22 protein-coding genes and 1 pseudogene are annotated in these 26,157 nt (G+C 58.6%); 8 read left to right on the top strand and 15 right to left on the bottom strand.

The genetic code is table 11. The features are described from left to right. From KGB06_RS15725 to phbB, 7 genes are all read right to left on the bottom strand, one after another. On the bottom strand, window positions 1-711 hold the full coding sequence (locus tag KGB06_RS15725; RefSeq protein ID WP_223517266.1) for an ABC transporter permease: 711 nt from the start codon (window positions 709-711) through the stop codon (window positions 1-3). Then, a complete protein-coding gene (locus KGB06_RS15720) occupies window positions 708-1,436 on the bottom strand; it encodes an ABC transporter permease (protein WP_223517264.1) in 729 nt (242 codons plus the stop codon). The genes KGB06_RS15725 and KGB06_RS15720 overlap by 4 nt, the downstream gene beginning before the upstream one ends. Window positions 1,437-1,491: 55 nt before the next feature. After that, window positions 1,492-2,274, bottom strand: coding sequence for a transporter substrate-binding domain-containing protein (locus KGB06_RS15715; RefSeq protein WP_223517262.1), 783 nt, complete (start codon window positions 2,272-2,274; stop codon window positions 1,492-1,494). 360 nt (window positions 2,275-2,634) lie between these two features. Then, window positions 2,635-2,901 carry a hypothetical protein gene (locus KGB06_RS15710; protein ID WP_223517260.1) on the bottom strand — a complete coding sequence of 89 codons (267 nt, stop codon included), beginning with the start codon at window positions 2,899-2,901 and terminating at the stop codon, window positions 2,635-2,637. Between the two features lie 240 nt (window positions 2,902-3,141). Next, entirely contained in the window at window positions 3,142-4,845 is a 1,704-nt protein-coding gene (phaC, locus tag KGB06_RS15705; RefSeq protein WP_223517258.1) for a class I poly(R)-hydroxyalkanoic acid synthase, read from the bottom strand. Between the two features lie 161 nt (window positions 4,846-5,006). Continuing rightward, window positions 5,007-6,185, bottom strand: coding sequence for an acetyl-CoA C-acetyltransferase (locus KGB06_RS15700; protein WP_223517256.1), 1,179 nt, complete (start codon window positions 6,183-6,185; stop codon window positions 5,007-5,009). Between the two features lie 64 nt (window positions 6,186-6,249). Further along, window positions 6,250-6,996: an acetoacetyl-CoA reductase gene (gene phbB / locus KGB06_RS15695; RefSeq protein WP_223517254.1), complete on the bottom strand. Its 747-nt coding sequence runs from the start codon at window positions 6,994-6,996 to the stop codon at window positions 6,250-6,252. A 270-nt stretch (window positions 6,997-7,266) separates the two neighbouring features. Between phbB and KGB06_RS15690 the strand changes: the two genes are divergently transcribed. Continuing rightward, window positions 7,267-8,394, top strand: coding sequence for an AraC family transcriptional regulator (locus tag KGB06_RS15690; protein WP_317849409.1), 1,128 nt, complete (start codon window positions 7,267-7,269; stop codon window positions 8,392-8,394). 14 nt (window positions 8,395-8,408) lie between these two features. Here KGB06_RS15690 and KGB06_RS15685 read toward each other — a convergent pair whose 3' ends face one another. Beyond that, window positions 8,409-10,847 (bottom strand): DUF3141 domain-containing protein, encoded by a 2,439-nt coding sequence (locus tag KGB06_RS15685; RefSeq protein ID WP_223517250.1) that lies wholly within the window; start codon window positions 10,845-10,847, stop codon window positions 8,409-8,411. Window positions 10,848-11,099: 252 nt separating this feature from the next. Between KGB06_RS15685 and phaP the strand changes: the two genes are divergently transcribed. Then, a complete protein-coding gene (gene phaP, locus KGB06_RS15680; protein ID WP_223517241.1) occupies window positions 11,100-11,663 on the top strand; it encodes a TIGR01841 family phasin in 564 nt (187 codons plus the stop codon). A gap of 35 nt (window positions 11,664-11,698) precedes the next feature. On the opposite strand, the gene phaR is transcribed toward phaP, so the two are convergent. Next, window positions 11,699-12,232 carry a polyhydroxyalkanoate synthesis repressor PhaR gene (gene phaR, locus KGB06_RS15675; protein ID WP_223517231.1) on the bottom strand — a complete coding sequence of 178 codons (534 nt, stop codon included), beginning with the start codon at window positions 12,230-12,232 and terminating at the stop codon, window positions 11,699-11,701. A gap of 59 nt (window positions 12,233-12,291) precedes the next feature. Beyond that, window positions 12,292-12,414: pseudogene (locus KGB06_RS30110) on the bottom strand (IS630 family transposase); the annotation flags it as partial. 404 nt (window positions 12,415-12,818) lie between these two features. On the opposite strand from KGB06_RS30110, the gene KGB06_RS15670 reads away from it, so the two are divergent. Continuing rightward, on the top strand, window positions 12,819-14,858 hold the full coding sequence (locus tag KGB06_RS15670; protein ID WP_223517229.1) for an NADPH-dependent 2,4-dienoyl-CoA reductase: 2,040 nt from the start codon (window positions 12,819-12,821) through the stop codon (window positions 14,856-14,858). Between the two features lie 61 nt (window positions 14,859-14,919). Further along, window positions 14,920-15,837, top strand: coding sequence for a 1-aminocyclopropane-1-carboxylate deaminase/D-cysteine desulfhydrase (locus KGB06_RS15665; RefSeq protein WP_223517228.1), 918 nt, complete (start codon window positions 14,920-14,922; stop codon window positions 15,835-15,837). 73 nt (window positions 15,838-15,910) lie between these two features. Here the strand turns inward: KGB06_RS15665 and KGB06_RS15660 are convergent, their stop codons facing one another. The 3 genes from KGB06_RS15660 to KGB06_RS15650 all read right to left on the bottom strand — a co-directional run bounded on the left by KGB06_RS15660 (window position 15,911) and on the right by KGB06_RS15650 (window position 18,735). Next, window positions 15,911-16,459 carry a cytochrome b gene (locus tag KGB06_RS15660; protein ID WP_223517226.1) on the bottom strand — a complete coding sequence of 183 codons (549 nt, stop codon included), beginning with the start codon at window positions 16,457-16,459 and terminating at the stop codon, window positions 15,911-15,913. A 187-nt stretch (window positions 16,460-16,646) separates the two neighbouring features. Then, window positions 16,647-17,474: a phosphonoacetaldehyde hydrolase gene (phnX, locus tag KGB06_RS15655; protein ID WP_223517224.1), complete on the bottom strand. Its 828-nt coding sequence runs from the start codon at window positions 17,472-17,474 to the stop codon at window positions 16,647-16,649. Between the two features lie 151 nt (window positions 17,475-17,625). Then, a complete protein-coding gene (locus tag KGB06_RS15650) occupies window positions 17,626-18,735 on the bottom strand; it encodes a 2-aminoethylphosphonate--pyruvate transaminase (RefSeq protein ID WP_223517222.1) in 1,110 nt (369 codons plus the stop codon). 109 nt (window positions 18,736-18,844) lie between these two features. Between KGB06_RS15650 and KGB06_RS15645 the strand changes: the two genes are divergently transcribed. Then, window positions 18,845-19,705 carry a LysR substrate-binding domain-containing protein gene (locus KGB06_RS15645; RefSeq protein WP_223517220.1) on the top strand — a complete coding sequence of 287 codons (861 nt, stop codon included), beginning with the start codon at window positions 18,845-18,847 and terminating at the stop codon, window positions 19,703-19,705. A gap of 95 nt (window positions 19,706-19,800) precedes the next feature. Here the strand turns inward: KGB06_RS15645 and KGB06_RS15640 are convergent, their stop codons facing one another. Next, window positions 19,801-20,673, bottom strand: coding sequence for a LysR family transcriptional regulator (locus KGB06_RS15640; RefSeq protein WP_223517218.1), 873 nt, complete (start codon window positions 20,671-20,673; stop codon window positions 19,801-19,803). A gap of 266 nt (window positions 20,674-20,939) precedes the next feature. On the opposite strand from KGB06_RS15640, the gene KGB06_RS15635 reads away from it, so the two are divergent. Together KGB06_RS15635 and KGB06_RS15630 are read left to right on the top strand one after the other, a co-directional pair. Beyond that, a complete protein-coding gene (locus KGB06_RS15635; protein ID WP_223517216.1) occupies window positions 20,940-22,265 on the top strand; it encodes an MFS transporter in 1,326 nt (441 codons plus the stop codon). 70 nt (window positions 22,266-22,335) lie between these two features. Next, window positions 22,336-23,727 carry an FAD-dependent oxidoreductase gene (locus KGB06_RS15630; RefSeq protein ID WP_223517214.1) on the top strand — a complete coding sequence of 464 codons (1,392 nt, stop codon included), beginning with the start codon at window positions 22,336-22,338 and terminating at the stop codon, window positions 23,725-23,727. Here KGB06_RS15630 and KGB06_RS15625 read toward each other — a convergent pair. After that, complete coding sequence (locus KGB06_RS15625) at window positions 23,724-25,124, bottom strand: type VI secretion system Vgr family protein (protein ID WP_223517212.1); 1,401 nt, start codon at window positions 25,122-25,124, stop codon at window positions 23,724-23,726. The two genes, KGB06_RS15630 and KGB06_RS15625, sit on opposite strands and share 4 nt — an antisense overlap. A 233-nt stretch (window positions 25,125-25,357) precedes the next feature. On the opposite strand from KGB06_RS15625, the gene KGB06_RS15620 reads away from it, so the two are divergent. Continuing rightward, complete coding sequence (locus KGB06_RS15620) at window positions 25,358-26,065, top strand: YebC/PmpR family DNA-binding transcriptional regulator (protein WP_223517210.1); 708 nt, start codon at window positions 25,358-25,360, stop codon at window positions 26,063-26,065. The last annotated feature ends 92 nt before the right edge of the window (window positions 26,066-26,157 follow it).

Here is a 26,157-nt window from a genome sequence, read left to right as displayed (position 1 = left end):
TTAGTGAGCCGGGCCGAGGAAAGACAACCAACGACGTTCGGCCAGGCGGAACAGACCGACCAGAGAGAAAGTGACTGCCAGGTAGATCAACGCGGCGATGCCGAACGACTGGAAGGTCAGGAAGGTTGCCGAGTTGGCGTCTCGCGCGACTTTCAGGATGTCCGGGATGGTCGCGGTGAAGGCCACGGTGGTCGAGTGCAGCATCAGAATCACTTCGTTGCTGTAGTAAGGCAGCGAGCGACGCAGGGCGGACGGCATGATCACGTAGGTGTACAGCTTCCAGCCGGTCAGGCCGTAGGCTTTGGCCGCTTCGACTTCACCGTGGTTCATGCTGCGAATGGCCCCGGCGAAGATCTCCGTGGTGTAGGCGCAGGTGTTCAGGGCGAAGGCCAGGATGGTGCAGTTCATCGCATCGCGAAAGAACGCATCCAGTACTGGCTGAGCGCGCACGGCGGCCAGGCTGTAAATTCCGGTGTAACAAATCAGCAGCTGAATATAGAGAGGCGTACCCCGAAACAGATAGGTGTAGAACTGCACCGGCCAGCGCACCCAGACATTGGTCGAGACCCGGGCAATCGACAGCGGGATCGACATCACGAAGCCGAAGAAGATCGAGGCACTGAGCAACCAGAGGGTCATGGCCAGCCCGGTGATGTGATTGCCGTCCTGGTACAGGAAAGGTTTCCAGTATTCCTGCAGTAGCTCGATCATCGCACGGCCTCCCGGGTGCCTGCGGCGTAGAAGATTTCCATCCGGCGCAAGACGTAGTTCGAAACGGTGGTTATCACCAGATAGATCAAGGCGGCCAGAATCAGGAAGAAGAACAGCTGATAGGAGCTCTTGCCCGCGTCCTGGGCCACCTTGACCAGATCGGCCAGGCCAATGATCGACACCAGTGCGGTGGCCTTGAGAATCACCATCCAGTTATTACCGATGCCCGGCAGGGCAAAACGCATCATTTGCGGGAACACCACGATGCGAAAGCGCTGAGCTCGGGTCAGGCCGTAGGCGGTAGCCGCTTCCATCTGCCCTCGCGGTACGGCGAGGATCGCGCCACGGAAGGTTTCGGTGAAATACGCCCCGTAGATGAAGCCCAGGGTGATGACCCCGGCGCTGAACGGGTTGATCTCGATGTATTCCCATTCCATGAAGTCGGTGAACGACGTCAGCCAGGTTTGCAGGCTGTAGAAGATCAACAGCATCAGCACCAGGTCCGGCACGCCGCGAATCAGCGTGGTGTAGGCCTGCGCAGGGACGCGCAGCAGTGCCGATTTCGAAAGCTTGGCGCTGGCGCCGATCAGGCCCAGGCCAACGCTCACCAGCAAGCACAGAAAGGATAATTTGACAGTCATCCACGAGCCTTGCAGCAACAGCGGGCCGAAGCCCTTCAGGCTAAAGCCTGACAGCCCAAGAATCTGCAATAGGTTTTCTAGCATTGAGCAGCCCTACGTCAATCAATAAAGTGCCCATCCGGAAATGGGCGCAGGGTCATTATTTGCCGCTGTAGAGATTCAGATCGCCAAAGTGCTTCTGCTGGACGGCCGCGTAGGTGCCATTGTCGTGCAGCGCCTTGATACCTTTATTCAGTAAGGCCTGGAGCTCGGCGTTGCCTTTGGTGAGACCCACGGCGGTTTTGGCTGGCAGTAGCGGGCTTTCGACCGGCTCGCTGACTTGGAAGTCGGCGCCTGGTGGCGACTTCAGGAAGCCCAGTTCGGCTTGCAGCATGTCCTGGATCCCAGCGTCGAGACGACCGGAGATCAGGTCAGCGTACACCTGGTCCTGGTTGGCGTAGGCCTGGGTCTCTACCCCGGCTTTGTCCAGCACGGCCTTGGCGTAGGCTTCCTGGATGGTGCCTTGTTCGTAGCCGACTTTCTTGCCCTTGAGGGAGGCCGGATCGGCGCCGATGGCCGCGCCTTTCTTGAATACCAGCGCGGTCGGGCCAGAGAACAGCTCGCTCGAGAAATCGATGACTTTCTCACGCGCTGGCGTGGCGGTCATGGAAGAAATCACGCCGTCGAACTTGTTGGCCTTGAGGCCGGGAATCATGCCGTCGAAGTCACTTTCGACCCATTTGCACTTGACCTTCAGCTCAGCGCAGATCGCGTTGCCCAAGTCGATATCGAAGCCCACCAGGCTGCCATCGGCGGCCTTGGATTCGAACGGCGCATAAGAGGGGTCGACGCCAAAACGCAACTCCTTGTACTCCTTGGCCAGCGCAGAACCGGCAGCCACACACAAAGCCAATGCAGAAAGGGTGAGAAATGCTTTTTTCATTATTTTATTCCCAAGGACCATCGAAAGCGCTTGTGCCGCAAGAGCGCGTGTACTGCGTGGTAAATGTCTTATGCACACGCAGATACTTGTACAGACAAGCATATGCAATCACCCGGCCAATTCGCCGATTGGGCGTTTGAGAAAGCGCGTACAGCGCTCTGGGATGGGCTTGGCAGGCAGGTGAGCGCAGGGGGGAGGCAGCCTGCGCGGCTGTTACCAACGCAGGTTTTTTACACCCCGCTGGGGTATGCGGTAACAAAATGTGTGATTAAGGGCGCCGACTTTCCTGGCATCAATCCTTGATCTTCATCTTGAGAGTGGAGTATTAGGCGGATCACAGGTAGCGATCCGCGAGAATGCTTACTCTGGCATTGTCCAGGATTGTAGCTTGTAGCCCTCCTGGCTCAACTCGGCGCGCACCTCTTCCAGCAGGCTTTCCAGCTGCACCGGGTCGGAATAGGCACTGCTTGGAATCTGTTTGCGACAAATACGAGTGTTGGCCTGGTCGATGACGGTCAGGCTCAGTTCGCCATTACCGTCTTGCGGAGCCCAGGCGACGCATTGAAAAGGTTCGAATGCGTGGCCGGCAATCAAAAGTGCTTCGTTGATACGGAACGGGGTGCTCATGGGTCGTCTCTCCTTGTACCCAAACAAATGATGTGCCGTCGGTTGGGCCTACCGGTCGGCTGTTTATTGGTAGGGGTGGGGCGGGTCACACGTAATAAGAAGTTGGCGCTGATTGAAAACTGACCCAGGGCGGACTGCTGATTTTGCAGCAGCAATAGTGGATAAACTTTGCAGCGTGCCGATCATATGAGCCGCAGTAGACCTGCTGCATGCAGTCATGCAGCAGGGTATTTCAGTCTTTCATTGCTTTACATAACTGCCAGGCGCCGGCTCCAGAGGCGGGAATTTGTCATTCCCTATGTGCGCAACCGCTGGTTGGCGCTCGCCGGAGTGTCCCTCCAGCCAGTTGAACCAATCACTCCACCAGCTACCGGGTTGCTGCTCAGCATTCTTGAACCAGGTCTCCGGGTTTTTCGTGACCCGATTATTGGTCCAGTAATGGCGCTTCTGCTTGGCCGGTGGATTGATGACGCCGGCGATATGCCCTGAAGCTCCTAATACAAAACGCTTGGCCCCGGAGAGCAGGTTGGTGCTGGCGTAGGCGCTTTTCCAAGGCACGATGTGATCATCATGGGTGGCGAGGATGTAAGCGGGAGCGTCAATTGCACGCAAATCCAGCTTGACCCCACAGCACTCCAGCTCGCCTGATTTCAAATCGTTCTGCAGATAGGTGTGGCGCAGATACCAGCAGTACATCGGCCCCGGAAGGTTGGTGCTGTCGTTGTTCCAGAACAGCAGATCAAGCGGGATCGGCTTCTGCCCCTTGAGGTATTTGTCGACGTTGTAGTTCCACCACAGCTCGTTGGGGCGCAGTAGGGAAAAGGTATTGCCCATGTCCTCACCACGAAACAGACCGATGGGACCATTCATGCCGCCGATGGTGCGCTCTCGATAGGCCACCAGTTCTTCGTCGACGAATATGTCGATGGGACCGGTATCCAGGTAGTCAAGGAACGTGGTGAACAGGCTCACGCTGGCGATCTCCCTGTCGCCGCGTGCAGCAAGTACTGCCAGCGCCGTGCTCAGCAGGGTGCCGCCGATGCAGAAGCCCACGCAATTGAGTCGCTGCTCGCCACTGATATCGCGGGTCACCTGCAAGGCGTCGATAACCCCGTGCTCAATCAGGTCATCCCAGGTGGTGCCAGCGTGTTCCTCGTCAAAGTTGCGCCAGGACATCAGGAATACGGGATGTCCCTGTTCCAGCAGGTGGCGGACCATCGAGTTGTCCGGGCGCAGATCAAGGATGTAGTACTTGTTGATCGACGGAGGTACGACGAATACCGGGTGTCGGTACTGGGTTTCGCTTTGCGGGTAGTACTGAATTAGCTGGAATAGGTGATTCTCAAAGACGATTTCGCCGGGGGTGTTGGCCAGATCGACGCCAACCTTGAAGGCGCCGCTATCACACTGGCGCATTTTGCCTTCGTTCATGTCGCTGGCCAGATGCTGCATACCTGTTAGCAGGCTGGCACCTTGAGTCTCGACCGCACGCTGGAGCGCATCAGGGTTACTGACCAGGAAATTGCTTGGCGCACTGGCGGCAATGGCTTGCTCCACCAGATAGCGCAGGCGTTGGCGCGGTTTTTTTTCGTCGATCAGCAGCTTGTCGAGCAGTTTCAGGAGAAAGCTTGCGTTGAGCAGGTAAAACGCAGCGAGGGAGCCGAACAGTGGCTCGCTCCAGTTGCCGCTGGAGAAGCGTCGATCATCGAAGCTGAAGGGTTGGCCGGTCAGCAGTTTTTGGCCGAGTTGGCCCCATTGAACCTGGTAGTCCGCTTGAAGGCTGTCCAGGGTTTCGCGAGGCAACTCGAACCAGGTGCCGTGCTCATGCCCGGAAAACCACGGATTAGTGCTGACCCATAGGCGTAATTGTTGCACTGCAAAGGAAGCGATGAACGGAACCTGGCCTGACCAATAGGTTTTGAATGTATGCGCGTTATTGTCCATAAAGTTCCTTGCCCATACAGATGAGCCGGGCAGAAAAAAAGCCGCGCTTTGCCGGACTCCGGCGTAGCGACGGCAGGAATGCGGGCAGCGTTGTTTGACGCCAATCTGATGCGCGGAACAAGGATCCCAAGTCCGCGCATGGGCTACTCAGATGTCGTTGGTTAGCGCTCGATAGCCAGGCCGACGCCTTGTCCGCCGCCGATGCACAAAGTGGCCAATCCCTTCTTGCCGTCGCGACGGATCAGTTCGTGCACCAGCGACACCAGAATCCGTGCCCCCGACGCGCCGATCGGATGGCCAAGGGCGATCGCGCCGCCGTTGACGTTGACCTTGCTGGTGTCCCAACCCAACTCTTTACCAACCGCCAGCGACTGGGCGGCGAAGGCTTCATTGGCTTCGATCAGGTCCAGGTCCTCGACACTCCAGCCGGCCTTTTGCAGAGTCAGACGTGTAGCCGGGACTGGGCCGATGCCCATGATCGACGGGTCCACGCCGGCGCTGGCATAGGCTTTGATCCGTGCCAGTACCGGAAGGCCCAACGCTTGTGCTTTAGCGGCGCTGGCCAGCAACAGCCCGGCCGCACCATCGTTGAGGGTCGAAGCGTTGCCGGCGGTCACGCTGCCGTCCTTCTGGAATGCCGGTTTGAGTTTCGCCAACGCTTGCGCAGTGCTGTCGATACGCGGCTGTTCGTCGGTGTCGAAGACCAGCGGTTCGCCCTTGCGCTGAGGAATCAGGATCGGGGTGATTTCGCTCTGGAAACGCCCGCCCTCAATGGCTGCGGCGGCCTTCTGTTGTGAGGCGGCAGCGAAGGTATCCTGTGCTTCACGAGAGATCTCGTACTTCTGCGCCAGATTCTCGGCGGTGATACCCATGTGATAGTCGTTGAAGGCGTCCCACAGGCCATCCTGGATCATGCTGTCCTGCAGTTGCGCATGGCCCATACGCAGGCCGGTGCGTGCCTTGGGCAGAACATAGGGCGCCAGACTCATATTTTCCTGACCGCCAGCGATTACCAGTTCCGCGTCGCCACAACGGATTGCCTGGACGGCGAGATGGACCGCCTTGAGACCGGAGCCGCAGACCTTGTTCAAGGTCAGGGCAGGCGTGGTGTGTGGCAAGCCAGCCTTGATCGCTGTCTGGCGTGCCGGGTTTTGCCCAGCGCCGGCAGTGAGTACCTGGCCGAGTATCACTTCATCAATCTGAGCAGCATCGATACCCGTCTGCTCCAGCAAGCGGCGAATCACTGCGGCACCCAGTTCGGTCGCGGGAATTGCAGACAAAGCACCCTGGAAACTGCCAATGGCGGTACGAGTAGCGGCAACGATTACGACTTCGTTCATGCGTGACCTCATCGAAAAGACAAAATTCGTCGAGCAAACCAGGGCATTCCTGCCCTGATCGGGGTTATTGCATGTTCATGCCGCCGTTTACCGAGAAATCGGCACCGGTGCTGTAGGCGGACTCATCGGAAGCCAGCCAGGCCACGATTGAGGCGATCTCTTCGGGTTGGCCAAGGCGACCAACCGGAGTTGCAGCGATCATGCCTTCGAGAATGTCCGGGCGAATTGCCGCGGTCATGGAGGTCTGGATGTAGCCTGGGGATACGGTATTGACGGTCACGCCCTTGCCGGAGACTTCCCGGGCCAGTGCCATGGTGAAACCATGAATGCCAGCCTTGGCGGCGGAGTAGTTGGTCTGACCGAACTGGCCACGCTGACCGTTGATCGAGGAGATATTGATGATCCGCCCCCAACCCTTGGCCAACATGCCTTCAATGACTTGCTTGGTAGTGTTGAACAAGCCCGTCAGGTTAGTCCCGATCACGCTGTTCCAGTCTTCCGGGGTGAGCTTGCGAAAAGAGGCGTCGCGAGTGATGCCGGCGTTGTTGACCAGCACATCGATTGGGCCGAATTGTTCACGAGCCATCTCGAAAGCCTTGCGGGTGGTCTCCCAATCGGTGACGTCGCCATAGATGCATTCGAACTGATAACCCGCTTCCAGCTGGCTGGCAATCCAGTCGTTCTTGCGGCTGGAATCAGAGCTGCAGCCGACGATTACCTTGAATCCTTCCTTGTATAGACGTTGGCTGATTGCCGTACCAATGCCGCCCATACCACCCGTTACCACAGCAATACGACTACGCGACTCCATACTTCTACTCCATTTTTTTTGCGCTGCAGGAGAGAAGATTGTTGGTTATCTACGGGCCGTGCGGAAGTGTTTGAAGGTGACGTTCTCCTGTCCTTCGGTGCCACGCGGGGGAGGTACCCGCTGGCAAAAAATGAGGAATACCTATACTGGGATCAATACTTGAAACTGAATGGATAGTTAATATTTCTGCAACACAGTTGAAATATGTTCAACGCATGTCAGTATCGGCTCCGGACAGGACGTTCGGTTCCACTGGTCATTGAGGACGCCATGTATAGAATGAGTTCAGGTTATGCCAGCATGCTGGCGAATACGTTTTTGGCCCAAGGACTGGATCTTGCCGGTCTGTGCCAAGAGGTGGGACTTGATGTCGAGTTCGTGAATAAACCAGGAGCATTCTGCGAGCGAAGCGTTATCTATCGTCTTTGGGATCTGGCTGCTCAGGCTTCGGATGATCCGAATATCGGTTTGAAAGCCTACGGGGAATTCCATCCCAGTAGTTTTCAGATCGTGGGCTACACGATGATGTCCAGTTCGAATCTGAAAAGGGCGCTTGAACGTCTGGTTCGTTTCAGCCCGTTGATCGGTACCGGATTCAGCCTTTTCCTTGTCCAGGAGCAGCAGCATTACCGATTGGCCAGTCTCGATCATCAGCAACATGGCTCGGTCAAGCCCCGGCAATACACGGATGCAGCCTTGGCTTCGCTGCTGGGTTTCTGCCGTTGGCTGACAGGTGGCAAGTCACCGCAACCGTTGAGTGTGGAGTTCACTTATCCCGAACCTGAAGACACGTCGGAGCATCAGCGACTTTTTGGCTGTCCGCTGAGTTTCGGGGCGGCATATGACAGCATCTTGTTCGATGGCCAGGAGCTTCTGAGTCCGTTGAGTATGGCCAACGAGGCATTGGCCACGCTCCATGACAGTTTTGCCATGGCTCAATTGGACCTGTTGTCCGGTTACTCCATTGTTGGCAGGATTCGCGCGCTGGTTACCGAGCGCTTGAGCCAGGGACAAGGCCAAGGGCAATGTGATATGGAATCGATTGCGGCAGCACTGAACATCAGCAAGCGAACGCTTCAACGAGGCCTTGAGAAGGACGGCACGCAATTCAAGGATGTCCTGAACGATGTGCGCCGGCAGATGGCCGACTTCTATTTGCGCCATTCTCATTTCAACCTGAAGCATGTGACTCACCTGCTCGGCTTTCATGATCACAGCAGCTTCCATAAGGCATGCACCCGTTGGTTCGGTATGACCCCCGGTCAATATCGAGCCCGCGAGTTGTTGCCTGTGCACAAGGAAGTCGCGCCGGTCCGAACCATGAACCTCGTCGGTCTGCGCAGAGATTATAAGATCGCAGGCTTCGCCAACGACTACGCCGAACGGATGCACCGCTAATCCCTTGTGAAGGGTCATTGAGGCTTGGGGCCTGTTGTCCCTTTGCTCGCTTTGCGCTTCGGGGCTTTAACTACGATGGCGGGAGCGGGCAGTGGTGTGATCTGCGGCGACAGCGTTACTGCAAGCGGAGATGGCTCCAAAGGGGTCTCCTGCGGGATGACAACTGTTTCACTGGGTGGTTGGGTCAGGCTGAAGCCCGGCAGGGGGACTTCGAGCAACGCGTGCAGTTCACGCCAGAATTCGCCTTCAGCTCCAACGGTCGCTAGCAGTTCAGGCATCAATTGCCCAACGGCTGTCAGGACCTGGTGGCGTTCCTTTGCCTCTGGTAGCAACAAAGGCAGGCTGCGCAGGCTTTCTTGCGGGTAGGCAAAAACCAGCAGGTTCTGCAATCGGATGGCTTCGCGCAGCGCCGTGGGCTCATTGCTGGAGTCCTGGACCAGCAGATGCACCTGCTGGATCAATTTTTCGATGCTTTCCTTGCCCGCCTTGTCGCTGTCGCGGCCCAGCAAAAACAGAATCCGCACCAACGCTTCCAAGGGGCCACCATGGGGCAGCGAATCCTGCAGGCGTTCGATCAGGGCCTGGTCCTGCTGGTCGGCATGTGCCTGGAGATTTCGCGCAGGCTTGTTGCTGGTGAGGGCGCTCAGTGCGCCGTAAATACCGTAAAAACATATTTCTTGAGTGGCGTCACGCGCATCGCGGTACGCATTCAGGGTGTCTTGCATCTGGTTGGAGAACAGCTCCTGCCAGGCCAGCAACGGGTTGTCTTTGCGTGCGGGACGACGATCACTGCTGACTTTTGATTTGGTCCCGGCTAACCACCACAGCGCCGGATTCAGGCTACTCCATAGCAATTGCTGCTGGTGGAAGGGGTGCGTCCTGCGCATCAATTCGGCAATGGGCTCGTTGACTATCTGACGTAGCCACGGACGTATCAATCCGTCGTAAAACTCGCTGTTGATTTCAGAGGCGCGCTCTACCAGAGAGAATTCGCGATCGTCATCACGGGCCGGTTCGATGTCATCATGGATATCGGCAATTAGCCTTGATTCGAAACGCACTCGATATTGCACGTCACTGCTGCCTGAAGGGGGCGGCAGATCGTCAATCAGCATTTCATACAGCCCCGCCGGCAGCGCATTGATGGCTTCGACCGCGCCGAGCAACCCTCGGTGTTCGCGCCGCGCCACCTGGCCGGAGACAAAAATACCTAAATGGCCGATGCTGGCGTGCCGAAGGTAGACGATGGTACGTCCTGCCTCATGCAAAGCGAGATCGCTGGGATAGACATCGGCGATCCAGTTCAATGCTTGCTGGGGAGGGGTGATGTTGTCTCCGTAGGAACAGAACACCACCACCGGTACTTCGATCCGTTTCAGGTCGATACCGCTGCTCTTGCGGTCGAGACCGCCGGACAATTGGTTGCCGATGAAAAGATCATCGACAATCATCTCGATCTCTTCGCCATTGAGCAGGGTCGGGCTGCCCCACCAGCGTTCGAAGTCGAGGAAGCGCGCAGCCTCGCTGTCGACCTGGCTGAACAACTGGTAGTACTTGCCCCAATAGGTGTTGGCCGGGTCCAGGTTTTCGAAGTTGCTGACCAGCCAGGTACCGTCAAAACGGCCATTGCCCAAGTCGCTGCCAAGGTGAGCCATCCAGCCACCACCCAGCAGGCCACCGGTATAGCGCATCGGATTGCGTCCATTGACACCGGCCCAGTATGACAGGGGGGCGCCATTGATAATGATCAATCCCGGTAGTTCCGGTCGTGTTGCCGCCAGTCCCATCAAGGCCCAGCCGGCCTGGCAGTTACCGATGATGATCGGCTTGCTGTTGACCGGGTGAAGGGCGCTGACGGCTTCGATGAACCGGGCCTGGGCTTCGACGATATTGGCCAGGGTTTGCCCAGGCTGTGGCGAGTGACTGAAAGAGATGAAATAGGTGGGGTGGCCGGCTCTGAGGCTTTCACCTAATACCGAATCCTGTTTGAAGCCGCCGATTCCCGAGCCATGGCCGCCGCGTGGATCAATGATGACCACCGGCTGGCTGTTGCTGTCGATTGTTTGCTCTGGTCCGGGGAGGATTCGCAGCAGTGAAAAGTTGACCGGGCGTGGAAGATCAGAGCCTGCGATCAAGGTTTCATGATCGAACTTGAGCAGCAGCGGATACCCTGCGCGTTCATGGGCCAGCATATTGTCGCCGCGCTGGCGCAGGGTGTCCCAGAACAGTAGGCAGCGTTGGCCGAAGTCGGTGACATATTCCTGCCATTCAGCGGGTGTAGGTTGTCTGAGTTGACCTCGTTTCAGAGGCGCGAGGGTTTTTTTCTGGCGCTGGCGCAAAGCATCAAGGAGGTTCAGCGTGTTGAGGCGTTGCAGGTGACTCAGGTGTTCCCATAGGCCGCGTTGTGAGGAAGGCTTTTCATGTTGCGGTGCAATAATGTCTTCCTGGCCCATGGTGATCTCCTGATGATATGCATGAGAAGCAGGTGCCTGCGGCTCATTAACAAACAGAGCTTTGGCTGTCCGTTCGATGTCAGGAGTCTATAGCGAATATCGGCAGGAGGGGAAAGTCTTTTGTGCGCCGCACAAAAAAATCATTGCCAAAATGATTTGTGCACTGCAATATCAAGTCTAACGCGATGATCGGCAGGATCGCTATCGCGTCCTCAGGCCCATGTCGGCCTTCCAGTATCAGGAGATTCAAGCATGTCTTTTTTCAACTCGGAAAAATTGCAAGACGCTCAGAAAGCCAATCTCGACCTCCTGCAGCAAATCAGCGGCAAAATCTTCTCCAGTGTTGAACAGCTGAGCCAGTTGCAGTTCAAGACCCTGCAAACCTCCACCGAGGAGCAGTTCGACGGCTTTCGCAAGCTGCTTGCGGTACGTGATCCACAAGGATTCGCTGAGCTGCAGGCTTCTTTCACCCAGCCAAATGTGCAAGCCGAACGCTTGGCTAATTTCAATCGCCAAGTGCAAGCGTTGATTGTCGATACTCACTCGGAAATCGCCAAACTGACCTCGCGTCAGGTCGAGGCGGGCACCCAGCAGGTGCAAGAGTTCGTTGAAGTGATCAGCAAGAATGCACCGGCTGGCTCCGAGCCTGTTGTGGCCGCGTTCAAGTCGTCGCTGGCGAATGCCGGTACCGTTTTTGAAAGCGCACAGAAAGCTGTAAAACAGGCTGCTGACGTTGCCCAGAGCGGTTTTGACGCAGCGACCGCCGCAGCCGGCAAAACCGCTCCTGGTGCCAAGGCTACAAGCGGTAACAAGTAAGTCACATTAGAGCAGTTACACTGATGGCGATGGGTTTACTCCCCATCGCCATTTTTTTTCGGCCCGCCACCGGCACCTGGCTTGCCTGGAGGCATGCCGCCGAACAGGCCGAAGAGGTTCTGAGTGTTCAGGTAGAGGGCTTTTGACTGGTCGACATACTGGCGCATCAAATCCTGCATGACCGGTGCCTGCTGGTGCATGAACTCGCTCCAGGTTTCGGAGGACTGAGCGCCGGTCTGGGACTGGATGTCGATGACCGTCTGGATGCTTTTATCCAGGTAGCTGCCGAGGACGCTCTGGTAGGGACCGTAGAACTGGATAATCCCCATCAGCATCTCACTGGAGAATATCGGCTCACCGCCACTTTCGGCTTCCAGAATGACCTGCAGCAAAATACTTCGGGTCAGATCCTCGCCAGTCTTGGCGTCGACCACCTCGAACGGGATTCTATCGACGACCAATTGACGTATATCCGCAAGGGTCAAATGACTGCTGGTGTGCGTGTCATACAGACGGCGATTCGGGTACTTCTTGATCAGACGGGTGGTGTTCCGACTGTTTTCTGTCATGCGGGGCTACTCACAGCGAGCCTGATTTGCAGGCATCTTATCCTACTCTGACCACTGCCACTCCAATGCGTCGCCTCACGCGGCACGCGCTGGGTGGTCAGCGTAAGAACTTTCGGATGCTTTGTGCGCAGTGCCGGGTCGGCAGCTTCGCCAAGGCCGCTTGATGCATGAGCGATATCAGCTGCGGGGCCAAGAGTGTCGCCAAGCTGGAGGTTTGCTTCAGAATGCGGCTGTTCAGCGCCGCACCGCGAAAATTCCTCTAGCCATGGCACGACATCACGACATAAAACATTTCACACACGGCGCCCATGCTGGCCTTTAACGTTCCCGTGACACGGCAGGCTATGGCTGGCTGATTCCATTCTTAGTGAAAAAAATTCCAATCGAAGTGAAAACTCATGAAAACCCTTTGTGCACAGGAGGGCCCATGCGCGCACTTGCCAAGGGTTGCTGCACATTTCGATCATTAATTTGTCAGTTTCGGTCATTGAGCGACAGCGGCGCGGCTCTTAGTCTGTGCCACATGACTGACAGGGGCCGAAGAGTTCCTGCACTTTTTCCGTGATCGCTCGATGTGGAGTTACAAATGGCCGCCGCTCATTACCCGCACCTCTTGGCCCCGTTGGACCTGGGTTTTACCACGCTGCGCAACCGCACCCTGATGGGTTCGATGCACACAGGTCTTGAGGAAAAACCCGGCGGTTTCGAACGCATGGCGGCGTACTTTGCCGAACGTGCCCGTGGCGGCGTTGGCCTGATGGTTACCGGCGGCATCGGCCCTAACGATGAAGGCGGGGTGTATTCCGGGGCGGCCAAGCTGACCACCGAGGAAGAAGCACTCAAGCACCAGATCGTGACTCGTGCGGTGCATGAAGCGGGCGGCAAGATCTGCATGCAGATCCTCCACGCCGGGCGTTATGCCTACAGCCCGAAACAGGTCGCGCCGAGCGCCATTCAGGCGCCGATCAACCCGTTCAAACCTAAAGAACTGGACGAGGAAGGCATCGAGAAGCAAATCAGCGATTTCGTGACCTGTTCGACCCTGGCGCAACAAGCCGAGTATGACGGCGTCGAGATCATGGGCTCCGAAGGTTATTTCATTAACCAGTTCCTCGCCACCCACACCAACCACCGCACCGACCGTTGGGGTGGCAGCTACGAAAACCGTATGCGCCTGCCGGTAGAAATCGTGCGCCGCGTGCGTGAAGCGGTGGGGCCGAACTTCATTATTATCTTCCGCCTGTCGATGCTCGACCTCGTGGAAGGTGGCAGCACTTGGGAAGAAATCGTCACCCTGGCCAAGGCTATCGAACAGGCCGGTGCAACCATCATCAACACCGGAATCGGCTGGCACGAAGCGCGGATCCCGACCATCGCCACCAAAGTACCGCGAGCGGCGTTCAGCAAAGTCACCGCTAAACTGCGTGGCTCGGTGAGCATTCCTCTGATCACCACCAACCGCATCAACACCCCGGAAGTGGCCGAACAAATTCTGGCCGAAGGCGATGCCGACATGGTGTCGATGGCGCGGCCGTTCCTCGCCGATCCGGACTTCGTCAACAAGGCCGCTGAAGGGCGTGCCGATGAAATCAACACCTGCATCGGCTGCAACCAAGCGTGCCTGGATCACACCTTCGGCGGCAAGTTGACCAGTTGCCTGGTCAACCCGCGCGCTTGCCATGAAACCGAGCTCAACTACTTGCCGGTGCAGCAGATCAAGAAAATCGCCGTGGTCGGTGCCGGTCCTGCGGGGCTTTCCGCTGCGACGGTGGCCGCCGAGCGTGGGCATCAAGTGACGCTGTTTGATTCGGCCAGCGAAATCGGCGGTCAGTTCAACGTTGCCAAGCGCGTGCCGGGCAAGGAAGAGTTCTTTGAAACCCTGCGCTATTTCAACCGCAAATTGCAGACCACCAACGTTGAGGTGTGCCTGAACACCCGCGTTGACGTGGCGCAACTGGTCGAGGGCGGTTACGACGAGATCATTCTCGCCACCGGCATTGCGCCAAGAACCCCGGCGATTCCCGGCGTGGAAAACGCCAAGGTGTTGAGCTACCTGGACGTGATCCTTGAGCGCAAACCGGTGGGCAAGCGCGTCGCGGTGATCGGCGCTGGCGGTATCGGTTTCGACGTGTCGGAATTCCTGGTGCACCAGGGCGTGGCCACCAGTCAAGACCTCGAAGCGTTCTGGAAGGAGTGGGGCATCGATACTCACCTTGAAGCGCGCGGTGGCGTGGCGGGCATCAAGGCTGTGCCGCATGCACCGGCCCGTGACGTGTTCCTGCTGCAACGCAAAAAATCCAAGGTCGGCGACGGTCTGGGTAAAACCACGGGCTGGATTCACCGTACCGGGCTGAAGAACAAGCAAGTGCAGATGCTTAACAGCGTCGAGTACCTGAAGATTGACGACGAAGGCCTGCACATTCGTATCGGCGAAACCGGCGAGCCGCAAGTGCTGCCAGTGGACAACATCGTGATCTGCGCCGGGCAGGATCCGCTGCGCGAATTGCAGGACGGGTTGGTGGCGGCGGGGCAGAACGTGCATTTGATTGGCGGCGCGGACGTGGCGGCGGAGCTGGATGCCAAGCGCGCGATCAACCAAGGGTCGCGGTTGGCTGCTGAGTTGTAATCAACCCCCTCGCCACAGGTTGGCTGCTAAGATGCCAGCTCTTTACCCAGAGCCGGCATCGATGCTTCTCCCTCCCAACGACTGGCTACCCCAGGCCCCCCTCGAACCCCTCAAGCTCGACTGGCTCACCGCCGCCGGTATCGAAGTCGCCACCCTGCGCCTCGACCAGATCGACCCGCTGATCAGCGGTAACAAGTGGTTCAAGCTCATCGAACACCTCCACGCCGCTGACCTCGCCGGTGCCAACGGCATCATCAGCCTGGGCGGTGCGCACTCCAATCATCTGCACGCATTGGCTGCTGCCGGCAAACGTTTCGGTTTCCGCACCGTCGGCCTTTTGCGCGGTCACCCTCAAGAAACCCCGACGGTGAAGGACTTGCAGGCATTCGGCATGCAATTGCACTGGTTGGGTTACGGCGGCTACCGGGCGCGGAATGAGCCAGGTTTCTGGCAACCCTGGCAGGCGCAATACCCCGATCTGCATCCGGTACCCGAAGGGGGCGGCGGTCTACGGGGTGCGCGCGGCTGCATACCGTTGAAGGCAATGGTTGACGATCAACTGAGTCATTTGGATTGGAGCGACTACGACGGCTGGTGGCTGGCCTGCGGAACCGGCACCACCCTGGCCGGCCTGGTGCTGGCCGAGGCTGGCGAACGCAAGGTGTACGGTGCGATGGCGGTGCCCGACGATCACGGCGTTGCGCAACACGTCGAATCGATTCTGCAAGAAGCGGGGGTAGCGCTGCGCAACTATGAACTGCTGGACGCCAGCCGTGGCGGCTTTGCCAAAGTCGATCAGCCGTTACTCGACTTCATCGATCAAACTGAACAAGTCAGCGGTATGCCACTGGAGCCGTTGTACACCGGCAAAGCGCTGCTGATGCTCAAGCAGCAAATCGAGGCTGGAAATTTCAAAAAGGGTACACACTTGATCTTCATCCACACCGGCGGCTTGCAGGGACGCCGGGGGTTTCAATAACTACGCCACCGTGGCGCAAAGACGCCTCGGCTTGGGCGAGTCCATCCAATTACAGGAACGCGTTCAACCGTGCTCATTTGCTTTTAGGCATCATCCGCAGCAAGGTGTTATCGCCCACCACATAGTGGTGATAGATCCCGGCCACGGCGTGCAGGCCGATCAGCCAGTAGCCGATGGTGCCACCGAGCACGTGCCAGCCCTGGAGCTGTTTGGCGAAGTCCTTGTCTTCCGCCACCAGCATCGGGAGGTCAAAGCCGTAAAACATCACTTGATTACCCTTGGCGCTGGTCACCAGCCACCCGAGAATCGGCATTGCGATCATAAAAATGTACAACGCCCAGTGCATCAACTTCGCGAGTGTGGTTTGCCAGTGAGGCGAGGCGGGGAAGATCTGCGGTGCGGGCCCCAGGCTGCGGGCGAATAACCTGAGCCAGACCAGCACGAACACAGTCAGGCCCAGCAAGAAGTGCGATTCGACGATCAGCGTTCGACCGCCACTGCCTTTAGGGAAGATCCCGCGAAACTCGATACTGGCGTATACCAGCGCCAGCAAGACCAGCATCAACCAATGCAGCGTGATCGATACGGTGCTGTAGCGTGATTCGGAATTCTTCCATGGCATAGGGTGTTCCTCACAGGTCTGGTCTAAAGCCACCGTTCTTGTCCGACGGTGTTCCTTTACTGTAATCCGATTTGGTGGATTTGCCTGTGGCTATTTGAGTGTTCAAGGCTCTGGATCAAGTGATTGGCAATAAAAAAGCGCCCGTTCCTTTGGGGGACGGGCGCTTTTTATGCGCAGAGAACCGCGATCAGCTGCTTTGCGGCATCTCACCATTGGCCAGGCGCTTGTTGATGTCGGCAATCACTTCCGGCAAGTCGGTGATGGTGTCGATCATGTAGTGCGGGCGTGAGCTTTCGAACATCGCGTGGATACGCTTGCGTTCGCTGTTCAGTTTCTCGCTGCCGAGGGCGCGATAGCCTTCGTAGTCCAGGCCCAGCGCGTTGCCCGAGCAGATCAGCGCCACGGTCCACATGCCGGCACGACGACCTTCGAGAATGCCCGGCACGGTGTCGTCGATCTTCACACAGGCGGCGACATCGTCGATGCCCAGCGCAATCACGTTCGCTAAAGCCTGAGCAGGCCACGGACGACCGTTGGGGACTTCGTCAGTGGCGACCACGTGGTCGGCGACGTAACCGTTGGTGGCGGCCAGCTCGACCACTTTATCCATGACCTGTTTCGGGTAACCGGAGCACGAGCCGATCTTGATCCCTTGTTGGCGCAGGTTGGCGATGGTCTCCAGTGCTCCCGGAATCAGGGCCGAGTGTTCGGCAATTTTTTCGATTTGCAGCGGCATGAAGCGTTTGTAGATGGCGGTGACATCGTCGTCGGTCGGTGCGCGGCCGAACACGGCGCGATAACGCTCGGCGACTTTCGGCTGATCGCACAGGGTGCGGATGTGGTCCCACTTGCCCATGCCCATCGGCCCTCGGGCTTCTTCGATGGAGACCTGAACGTCGAATTCGGCGAAGGCTTCGACAAAGATCTGGGTAGGTGCGAAGGAACCGAAGTCAACGACGGTGCCGGCCCAGTCGAGGATGGCGGCTTGCAGTTTGGTTGGGTTTGCGTAGTTCATGGTGACTATTTTCCTGTGAAAACTGGCTATGGGGAGCAGCTTTTTGTGGGAGTGAGCCTGCTCGCGATGAGGCTCTGTCAGTTGACATTGATGGTGAATGTCGGACCGCTATCGCGAGCAGGCTCGCTCCCACAGGGGAAGGTGGTGTGGTTTAGATCTCTAACACTTCCATCTCGCGCAAAGCTTCGGCAACCGCCGCCACGGCCGCGTGCATCTCGGTCTGATTGACGTGGCCGATGCAGCCGACACGAAAGGTTTCAACCTGAGTCAATTTGCCGGGGTAGAGGATGAAACCCTTGGCCTTGACCCGTTCGTAGAATTCCTTGAACTGGTAACGCGGATCTTTCGGTGCGTGGAACGTGACGATGATCGGCGCCTGAATCGCGGCGGGCAGGAAGCTGCGCAGGCCAAGTTGGGCCATGTCATCAAGCAGCACTTTGCAGTTGTCGGCATAGCGCTGATGACGCGCCGGCAAGCCACCTTCTTCGTTGTATTGCAGCAAGGCTTCGTGCAGCGCCGCGACCACATGGGTCGGCGGAGTGAAGCGCCATTGACCGGTCTTGGCCATGTAGGTGTGCTGGTCGAACAGGTCCATCGCCAGCGAGTGCGAGTTGCCGGCGGCGTTGGCCAATGACTCTTTGCGAGCGAAGACGAAACCCATGCCCGGTACGCCTTCCAGGCATTTGCCGGACGCGGCGATCAGGGCGTCGAACGGCACCTGTTGTGCATCCACCGGCAGCGCGCCGAACGAACTCATGGCGTCGATGATCAGGCGTTTGCCGTGTCGGGCAATGACGTCGGCAATTTCCGGCAGCGGGTTGAGGATGCCGGTGCTGGTTTCGCAGTGAATCAGTGCGACATGCGTGATGCTGGGGTCGGCGTGCAGCAGGCGGTCGACGTCGGCAGCGGTGGTCGGTTCGTCTTCAGCGGTCTCGAAAGTGCTGAAAGAGCGACCGAGCACTTCGCAGATTTTCGCCAGGCGTTTGCCGTAGGCGCCGTTGATCAACACCAGCACTTTGCCGTCGCGGGGCACCAGCGTGCCGATCGCTGCCTCGACCGCGAAGGTGCCGCTACCTTGCAGGGGCACGCAGTGGTGGCTGGCGCCGCCGTTGATGATGGCCAGCAATTGCTCGCACAGGCTGGCGGTCAGTTGATTGAAGCGGTCATCCCATGAACCCCAGTCGACCATCATCGCCTGACGGGTGCGGGTCGATGTGGTCAGTGGGCCGGGGGTGAGCAGGATGGGTTCGGCAGTACTCATTCTCGTGTCCTCGCATTTGATGGGATGAAGCTACGGGACATAAATTGCAATTTGCGGTTGTATCAATCAAATTGTTTGTTGTTATGCCAACCATCAGCGAGAGTTATTCATGAACCTGTTCCAGCTTCGAGCCTTTGACGCCGTGGCCCGCGAAGGCAGCTTCACCCGAGCTGCGACGCGGTTGTTTATCAGTCAGCCGGCGGTGACCGGGCACATCAAGGCCCTGGAGGAGCATTACCAGATCACCTTGTTGCGTCGTACCGCACGACGAGTGGAGCTGACGGAAGAGGGCACCAAACTGGCCGCGATCACTCGGGCCATGTTCGGCCTGGCGGAAGAGGCGCAGGTGATGCTTGAAGCGAACCGGCAGTTGCTGACCGGGCGCCTGGAAGTGGCGGCAGATGGACCACACTTGGTGATGCCGATGTTGGCCAGTCTGCGCGCGCGCTACCCGGGCATCACCGTGAACCTGCGGCTGGGCAATGCCCAGGAAACCCTGACGGCGTTATTGTCCGAGCATGCTGACGTGGCGGTGCTGACCGAGGTTGAACCGCGCAAAGGCCTGCATTTGCAGGCGCTGAGTGAATCGCGGATTTGTGCGTTGGTGCCTGAAAGCCATCCTTGGGCCAAGGCGAACAGCGTGAAGCTCAATGAACTGGATCAGGTGATCATGGTGTTGCGTGAACCGAGTTCGATTACCCGACGCACGTTCGATGAAGCCTGCGCGGCGGCGGTGGTCAATCCACGGGTGTTGCTGGAACTTGACAGTCGGGAAGCGGTGACCGAGGCCGTGGCGGCGGAATTGGGGGTGGGCGTGGTGTCGTCGGTAGAAGTCAGCCATGACCCACGGGTGGCGGCGGTGCCGATTGTGGGGGAAGGACTGGTGAACCGGCACATGATCGGGTGCATGGAGCGGCGGCGGGATTTGCGCTTGATACAGGCGTTTTTTGGATTAGCACCTTCCAGATAAACCGAGGCGCGGTCATCGCGGGCAAGCCTTGCTCCTACAGGAATGGCGTTTCCTCCCGTAGGAGCAAGGCTTGCCCGCGATGGGGCCGGACCTGCCTAAACAAGACTCTCGCGAAGCATCTCCAGAAACGTCGCCACCACCCGCCGCGAGCTCTGCTCGCGCAAGCACACCAGTGTCTCGGTCAATCGCCGTGTGCAATCGGTAATCGGCAACGCACACACCCGCGAGTCAGCACCAAATTCCGCCGCCGACACCACCCCAACGCCAATCCCGACCACCACAGCCTCCCGCGCCGCTTCCCGTCCTTCCACCTGGATCGCCGGGCGAATGCGAAACCCCGCCCGGGCCATTTCCTCTTCCAGTGTCTGGCGCGTCACCGAACCGATTTCCCGCAGCACCAACGGCGTGTCATCCAGGTCCGCGAGACAGATCGACTCGCGATCCGCCCACGGATGATGGCGTGAAACAAACGCCACCATCGGGTCATTGCGCAGTGGCAATGAGATCAGCCGTTCATCGCTGACATCCCGCCCCAGCAAAGCGAGGTCAGCCTGATAGTTGAACAGGCGAAACAGCGACTCATCGGTGTTGCCGGTTTCAATCTTCACACTGATGCCCGGATAGCGTTCGCAGAACCGCGCGATCTGCGGCAGCACGTGCACCGGTGCATCCACCGCGAGGATCAGGCTGCCGGTTTGCAGCGCCTGGGAATCCTGCAACAGCTCCTGCGCTTCGGCCTCAATCACGAACAGTCGCTGCGTGATGGCGAGCAAGCGCTCGCCCAGATCCGTCAGGCGCACCGAGCGTTTGTTGCGGTGGAACAGCAACACACCGAAGCGCTCTTCGAGTTTGCGTACCTGGTCGGAAATGGCCGGTTGCGTGAGGAACAACCGCTCGGCGGCTTTGGTAAAGCTTCCGTGGACGGCCACGGCGTGGAAGGCTTTGAGTTGGGCGTGGGAAACCGACATCGAAACCTCTAGTAACAAGTTGAGCTTATTTTTGAAATACGATAAATCGATTTCACTTATTAATCAGTAATTGTTTTTATCCACCTCAGCCCCGGTGACTGGTCAGTCGAACAGCATCGGTGGCCATGAGCCTGTGCGCGCAACAGCAGGACTCATCTGACCGGTATCGCCACAGGGAAACAGCGATATCGCAGTGCTCAACAATAAAAACACAGGCGTTTCTACCCATTCTGCCGGCACACTCACACCCTGAGGTCAGAACCACAATGAACAATCCCATCGGCACCATCAAGCGTTGGCGCGTGCAGATCTTTGCGATCACCTGGCTCGCCTACGCCGCTTTCTACTTCACCCGCAAAGCGTTTTCCGTGGCAAAACTGGGGATCGCCGAAGACCCCACCTTCATGCTCGACAAAATGGCCATGGCCAACCTCGACGCGATCTACCTGGCGGCGTACGCCTTTGGGCAGTTCACCTGGGGCATGCTCGCCGACCGCTTTGGCCCACGGGTCGTGGTGCTCGGCGGGTTACTGATTTCGGCGGCAGCAGCGCTGGTGATGGGCACTTACGCGACACTGCCGATCTTCGCGACCTGCATGTTGATTCAAGGTTTGGCGCAGTCCACTGGCTGGTCCGGGCTGTGTAAGAACCTCGGCAGTTTCTTCCCCGCGCAACAGCGCGGCAGAGTGCTGGGGTTATGGAGTTCCTGCTATGCCTTTGGTGGGCTGGTGGCATCGCCGTTTGCGGGCTGGTGGGCGTATACGCTGATCGGCACCTGGCATGCGGCGTTCATTTCCAGTGCGGCGGTGGTTGGGCTGGTCGCCGTGCTGTTTTTTATTTTTCAACGCAACAAGCCGCAAGACGTGGGTCTACCGGCGGTAGACCTCGAACCCGAGTTGACGGCTGAAGAGGCTGACGCCCAAAGCAAGATCAGCATTATGGAACCCTTGAAGGAAATCCTGCGCAACCGGACGGTGCTGGTGCTGGGCCTGGCGTACTTTCTGCTGAAACCGGCGCGCTACGCGATTCTGCTGTGGGGCCCGGTGATCGTCTTCGAGCAAATGCCGACGGTGGGCAAGGTTGGCGCGGCGATCATCCCGACCGCGTTTGAACTGGCCGGGTTGCTCGGGCCCATTCTGCTCGGTCTGGCGTCGGACAAGGTGTTCGGTGCCCGACGCATGCCGGCCTGCGTCCTCAGTCTGTTGGCGCTGACGGTGACCCTGGCCTTGTTCATGGGCGCCCTGCACACCGGCAGCGTCTTGCTGGTGGTCGTGCTGTTGTTTGTCATGGGCCTGACCCTGTACGGACCGGACTCGATGATCAGCGGCGCGGCAGCGATTGATTTCGGCACCGCCAAGGCGGGCGCGACGGCGGCGGGTTTCGTCAATGGTTGCGGTTCGGTCGGGGCGATTCTCGGTGGATTGCTGCCGGGTTACTTCGACTCGGTCACCGTGTTCATTGTCTTCGCCGGTTGCGCCTTGTTCTCGGCCCTGGTGTTGATCCCCCACTGGAACAGCCGCCCGGCTGGCCTGCGTACCAACTACCCATTCGTGCCCAATCGGGCGATGGCCATCAAACCCCTGCGTACCTGAATCCTGCCCCTCGCAGCCTGCTGCACTGGCGGCGGGCTGGCGTGTGGGCATCTGACTGGAGATTTTCCCCATGAGACCCTTTTGGCTGGACCAGGCCTTAAAGGCTGAGACGTCTGACACCTGCCCGGCACTGGACGGCGACACCCGCGCGGATGTGTGCATCGTCGGTGGCGGCTACACCGGTTTGTGGACCGCGATCATGCTCAAGGAGCAGAACCCCGAACTCGACGTGGTGCTGATCGAGGCCGACATCTGCGGTGCCGGCGCCAGTGGCCGCAACGGCGGTTGCGCGCTGTCGTGGTCGGCCAAGTACTTCACCCTGGAGCGGCTGTTCGGTGTCGAGGAAGCGGTGCGCCTGGTCAAGGAATCCGAGCGCAGCATTTACGCGATTGGCACCTTCTGCGAACAGTACGGCGTGGATGCCGATTACCGTCTCGATGGCACGCTCTACACCGCGACCAATCGCGCCCAGTGTGGCTCGACCGATGCAGTGATTGCCGCGCTGGAGCGCAATGGCATCAACTCGTTCACCCAGCGTCCGGTCGCCGACGTGCAACGCATGGCCGGTTCCAGCAAGCATTTGGAGGGCTGGTTTTCCCCGGCGGCCGCCAGTGTGCAACCGGGCAAACTGGTGCGCGGCTTGCGGCGGGTGGCGTTGCAGCTGGGCGTGAGAGTTCACGAGAACACCGCGATGACCGGGTTGGAGGAGGGCAAGCCGGCGGGGATTCAAACCCCCAACGGCACGGTTCGCACGGACCGGGTGGTACTGGCGATGAACGCCTGGATGGCCCGGGCGTTCCCGCAGTTCGAGCGCAGCGTGGCGATTGTCTCCAGCGACATGCTGATCACCGAACCACGCCCTGATCTGCTTAACGAAATTGGCCTGACCAGCGGTGTCACCGTGCTCGATTCACGGATTTTCGTGCACTACTACCACAACACCCCGGACGGCCGGATCATGCTCGGCAAGGGTGGTAACACCTTCGCCTATGGCGGGCGGATGTTGCCGGTGTTCGATCAGCCGTCGCCGTACGCCGGGTTGTTGAAAGACAGCCTGAGCGAGTTCTTTCCAGCGTTCGCCGACGCCAAGGTCGAGGCGACCTGGAACGGCCCGTCGGATCGCTCGGTCACCGGTCTGCCGTTCTTTGGCCAGATGAGCGCCAGCGGGAATGTGTTCTACGGGTTCGGCTACTCCGGCAGCGGTGTTGGCCCGTGCCACATGGGTGGGCAGATTCTGGCTTCGATGGTCTTGGGGCTGGACAACGCCTGGACCCGTTCGCCGTTGGTGAACGGCCCCTTGGGGTTTTTTCCACCGGAGCCGATTCGTTACCTCGGCTCCTTGATGGTGCGCAACGCTATCCGCCGCAAGGAGCGCGCCGAAGATCACGGGCGCCGGCCACGGCACCTGGACGTGCGTCTGGCCAAATTTGCCGCAGCGGCCGGCAAGGCTGACAAGGGCTAGCGATTGATCAGCCAATCGAGCAATAAACGTCCATCACGGCGTGATGGGTAAGCGGCTGGAGGCTTTGGCGGGCGGCCTGCGGCGGCACACAACACCGGGCGGTCCGGGTCGCTGTCGAGAAAGCTGATGAGCACCTCAGTGCCGGCGATAGGCAGCCTGGAGGGATCAATCCGACCGTCCGCCGTGGCGAGGGCCACGGGAAGCCATAGGCCGGTCGATTTATCCGCGTCATCTTCCAGTGTTGGCCACAGCCGCACGTGTATTCGATTGTGTTCATCCAGCGCTGCCGGTTGCCCGACCGCGCCCAGCACTAACGCCGTCTGATAACCCGGAATACTCGGCCGGGGCTGTGTCAGTGCGGGCCTGAATTCCGTTGACCATGGAATGGCGGTGAATCGGTTGCTGTAGCGCCGAGGACGTTGGTCGACGAGGATTGAAGGCTGTTGCCCCTCGTGTTGAACATCGGTGGTCAGCCACTGATCGTTGAAATCCGAAAGTGGATGCTCCGCCACTTGTACGATGCTTCCACTGCGCAAGTCAGCTTGATTGCTTTGGCCTTCAATCTGCCGATGCTGGCAGCGCAACCGCTCCAGTCCCCGACGACTGAGTTGCACGCGGTGTGCCTGCTCGGGGGCGGGGCGTGTGGTCGAAACGGATGATTTGGCGAAGGTGTGGTTGGCTGCGCCGTCACCGGTAGCTTGAGGGCCGCGACTGTGGGCGATTCGGCGTTCAGGTCGGGCGCGCGCGTCATGACGCTGGGACAGCTCATGGATGACCGGCAACAAAGACTCGTGACTGGTATCGGCCTGAAAGGGCAGCAACAGCGGCTCCTCGGGGAATTTCTGAGTGTCATCGGCCAGCACCAGCACATGCCCGTCTTGCCGATGTTCGAAGTGATAGTGGATGCCTTCTTCTTCGCAGAGTCGCTGCATCAACATCAAGTCGGTCTCTTCGTATTGAATGCAAAACGGCCGGGGCGGGTAGTGCACGCAGGCCAGTTCCAGGCGATAGCTGGCCTCAGGCAGCGCATGCTCCTGGAACAATTGACGCAGGATTGCCGGCACGCCGAGGCGATGAAACACCCGACGGCAACGGTGGCGATCGAGGTTTTGAACGTAGGGCACTAGCACCAGATGGTAGCCGATGCGATGCAAGCCGCGATGTTCACGGCTGGCGCTATGAACAATGCCGTGAATGCCGGTGTAATCGCCCATGCTCAGATAAGCCGGTTGTTGCAGCAGGGGGGCGAGGTTCATCGCCGGCACCAGGCCAATCACTTCAATGTCGAATCGATAGGGCTGGTTCAGGCCTTCAGCGCCACTGAACTTCAATACCTGCAGGCTCAATCCGCTGTTGAGGAGGGTCAGGGTGTAGAGACTTTCCTTGTCGTTGTGCATCGAACGCGCTTCTGCCATGGAGTACGGACGCGAAGGGTACGAAACCAGGGCACTCAATGGTCACCGTAAATCGGCGTTTCAGAATTGCCCTACGAGTACTGGCGAAAATGTCGATCCGTGATGCCGGTGAGTCAGTCCGCATTTTTTGGTCGATTGCCAACTTTAGGCCGTATAAACTTGCGCAACGCGTCGGCCAATAGATGTCTCGGCGCCACAGATCAAGAGAGTGAGTAATGGGCGCACAGTGGAAGGTTAAACACAAAGAAGCGGCATCCAACGCCAAGGGCAAGATTTTCGGCAAACTGGTGAAAGAAATCACCATTGCTGCGCGCAACGGCGCCGATACCGCCACCAATGCACACCTGCGACTTGTGGTTGAACAGGCCAAGAAAGCCTCGATGCCCAAGGAAACCCTCGATCGTGCGATCAAGAAAGGCGCGGGCCTGTTGGGCGAAACCGTGCAATACCATCGCGTGACTTACGAGGGCTTCGCACCGCACCAGGTGCCGCTGATCGTTGAATGCGTGACCGACAACATCAATCGCACCGTGGCTGAAATCCGCGTGGCGTTCCGTAAGGGCCAATTGGGCGCTTCGGGTTCGGTGTCGTGGGACTTCAACCATGTCGGCATGATCGAGGCGTCCCCGGACAGCCCGGACGCCGATCCGGAAATGGCCGCCATTGAAGCAGGAGCCCAGGATTTCGAGCCAGGTGAAGAAGAGGGCACAACCCTGTTCCTGACCGAGCCAGCGGACCTGGATGCGGTGCAAAAAGCACTGCCAGAGCAAGGTTTCACCGTGTTGGCGGCGAAACTGGGTTATCAGCCGAAGAACCCGGTCAGCGGTTTGAGCGATGAGCAAATGGCTGAAGTCGAAGCGTTCCTGGAAGGCCTCGACAACCATGATGATGTGCAGGATATGTTTGTCGGTCTGGCTGGGTAATTTGCTTATTCAGTAATACCGCTATCGCGAGCAGGCTCACTCCTACAGTTGAATTGAGTTCTATCTGACGAACTCGGTCAACTGTAGGAGTG

Origin of the sequence: Pseudomonas sp. GL-B-19 (genome assembly GCF_019956415.1) — a bacterium.
GTDB lineage: Bacteria > Pseudomonadota > Gammaproteobacteria > Pseudomonadales > Pseudomonadaceae > Aquipseudomonas.
The sequence above is the reverse complement of the archived record's forward strand: the minus strand, read 5'-3'. Positions and strand labels throughout refer to the sequence as shown.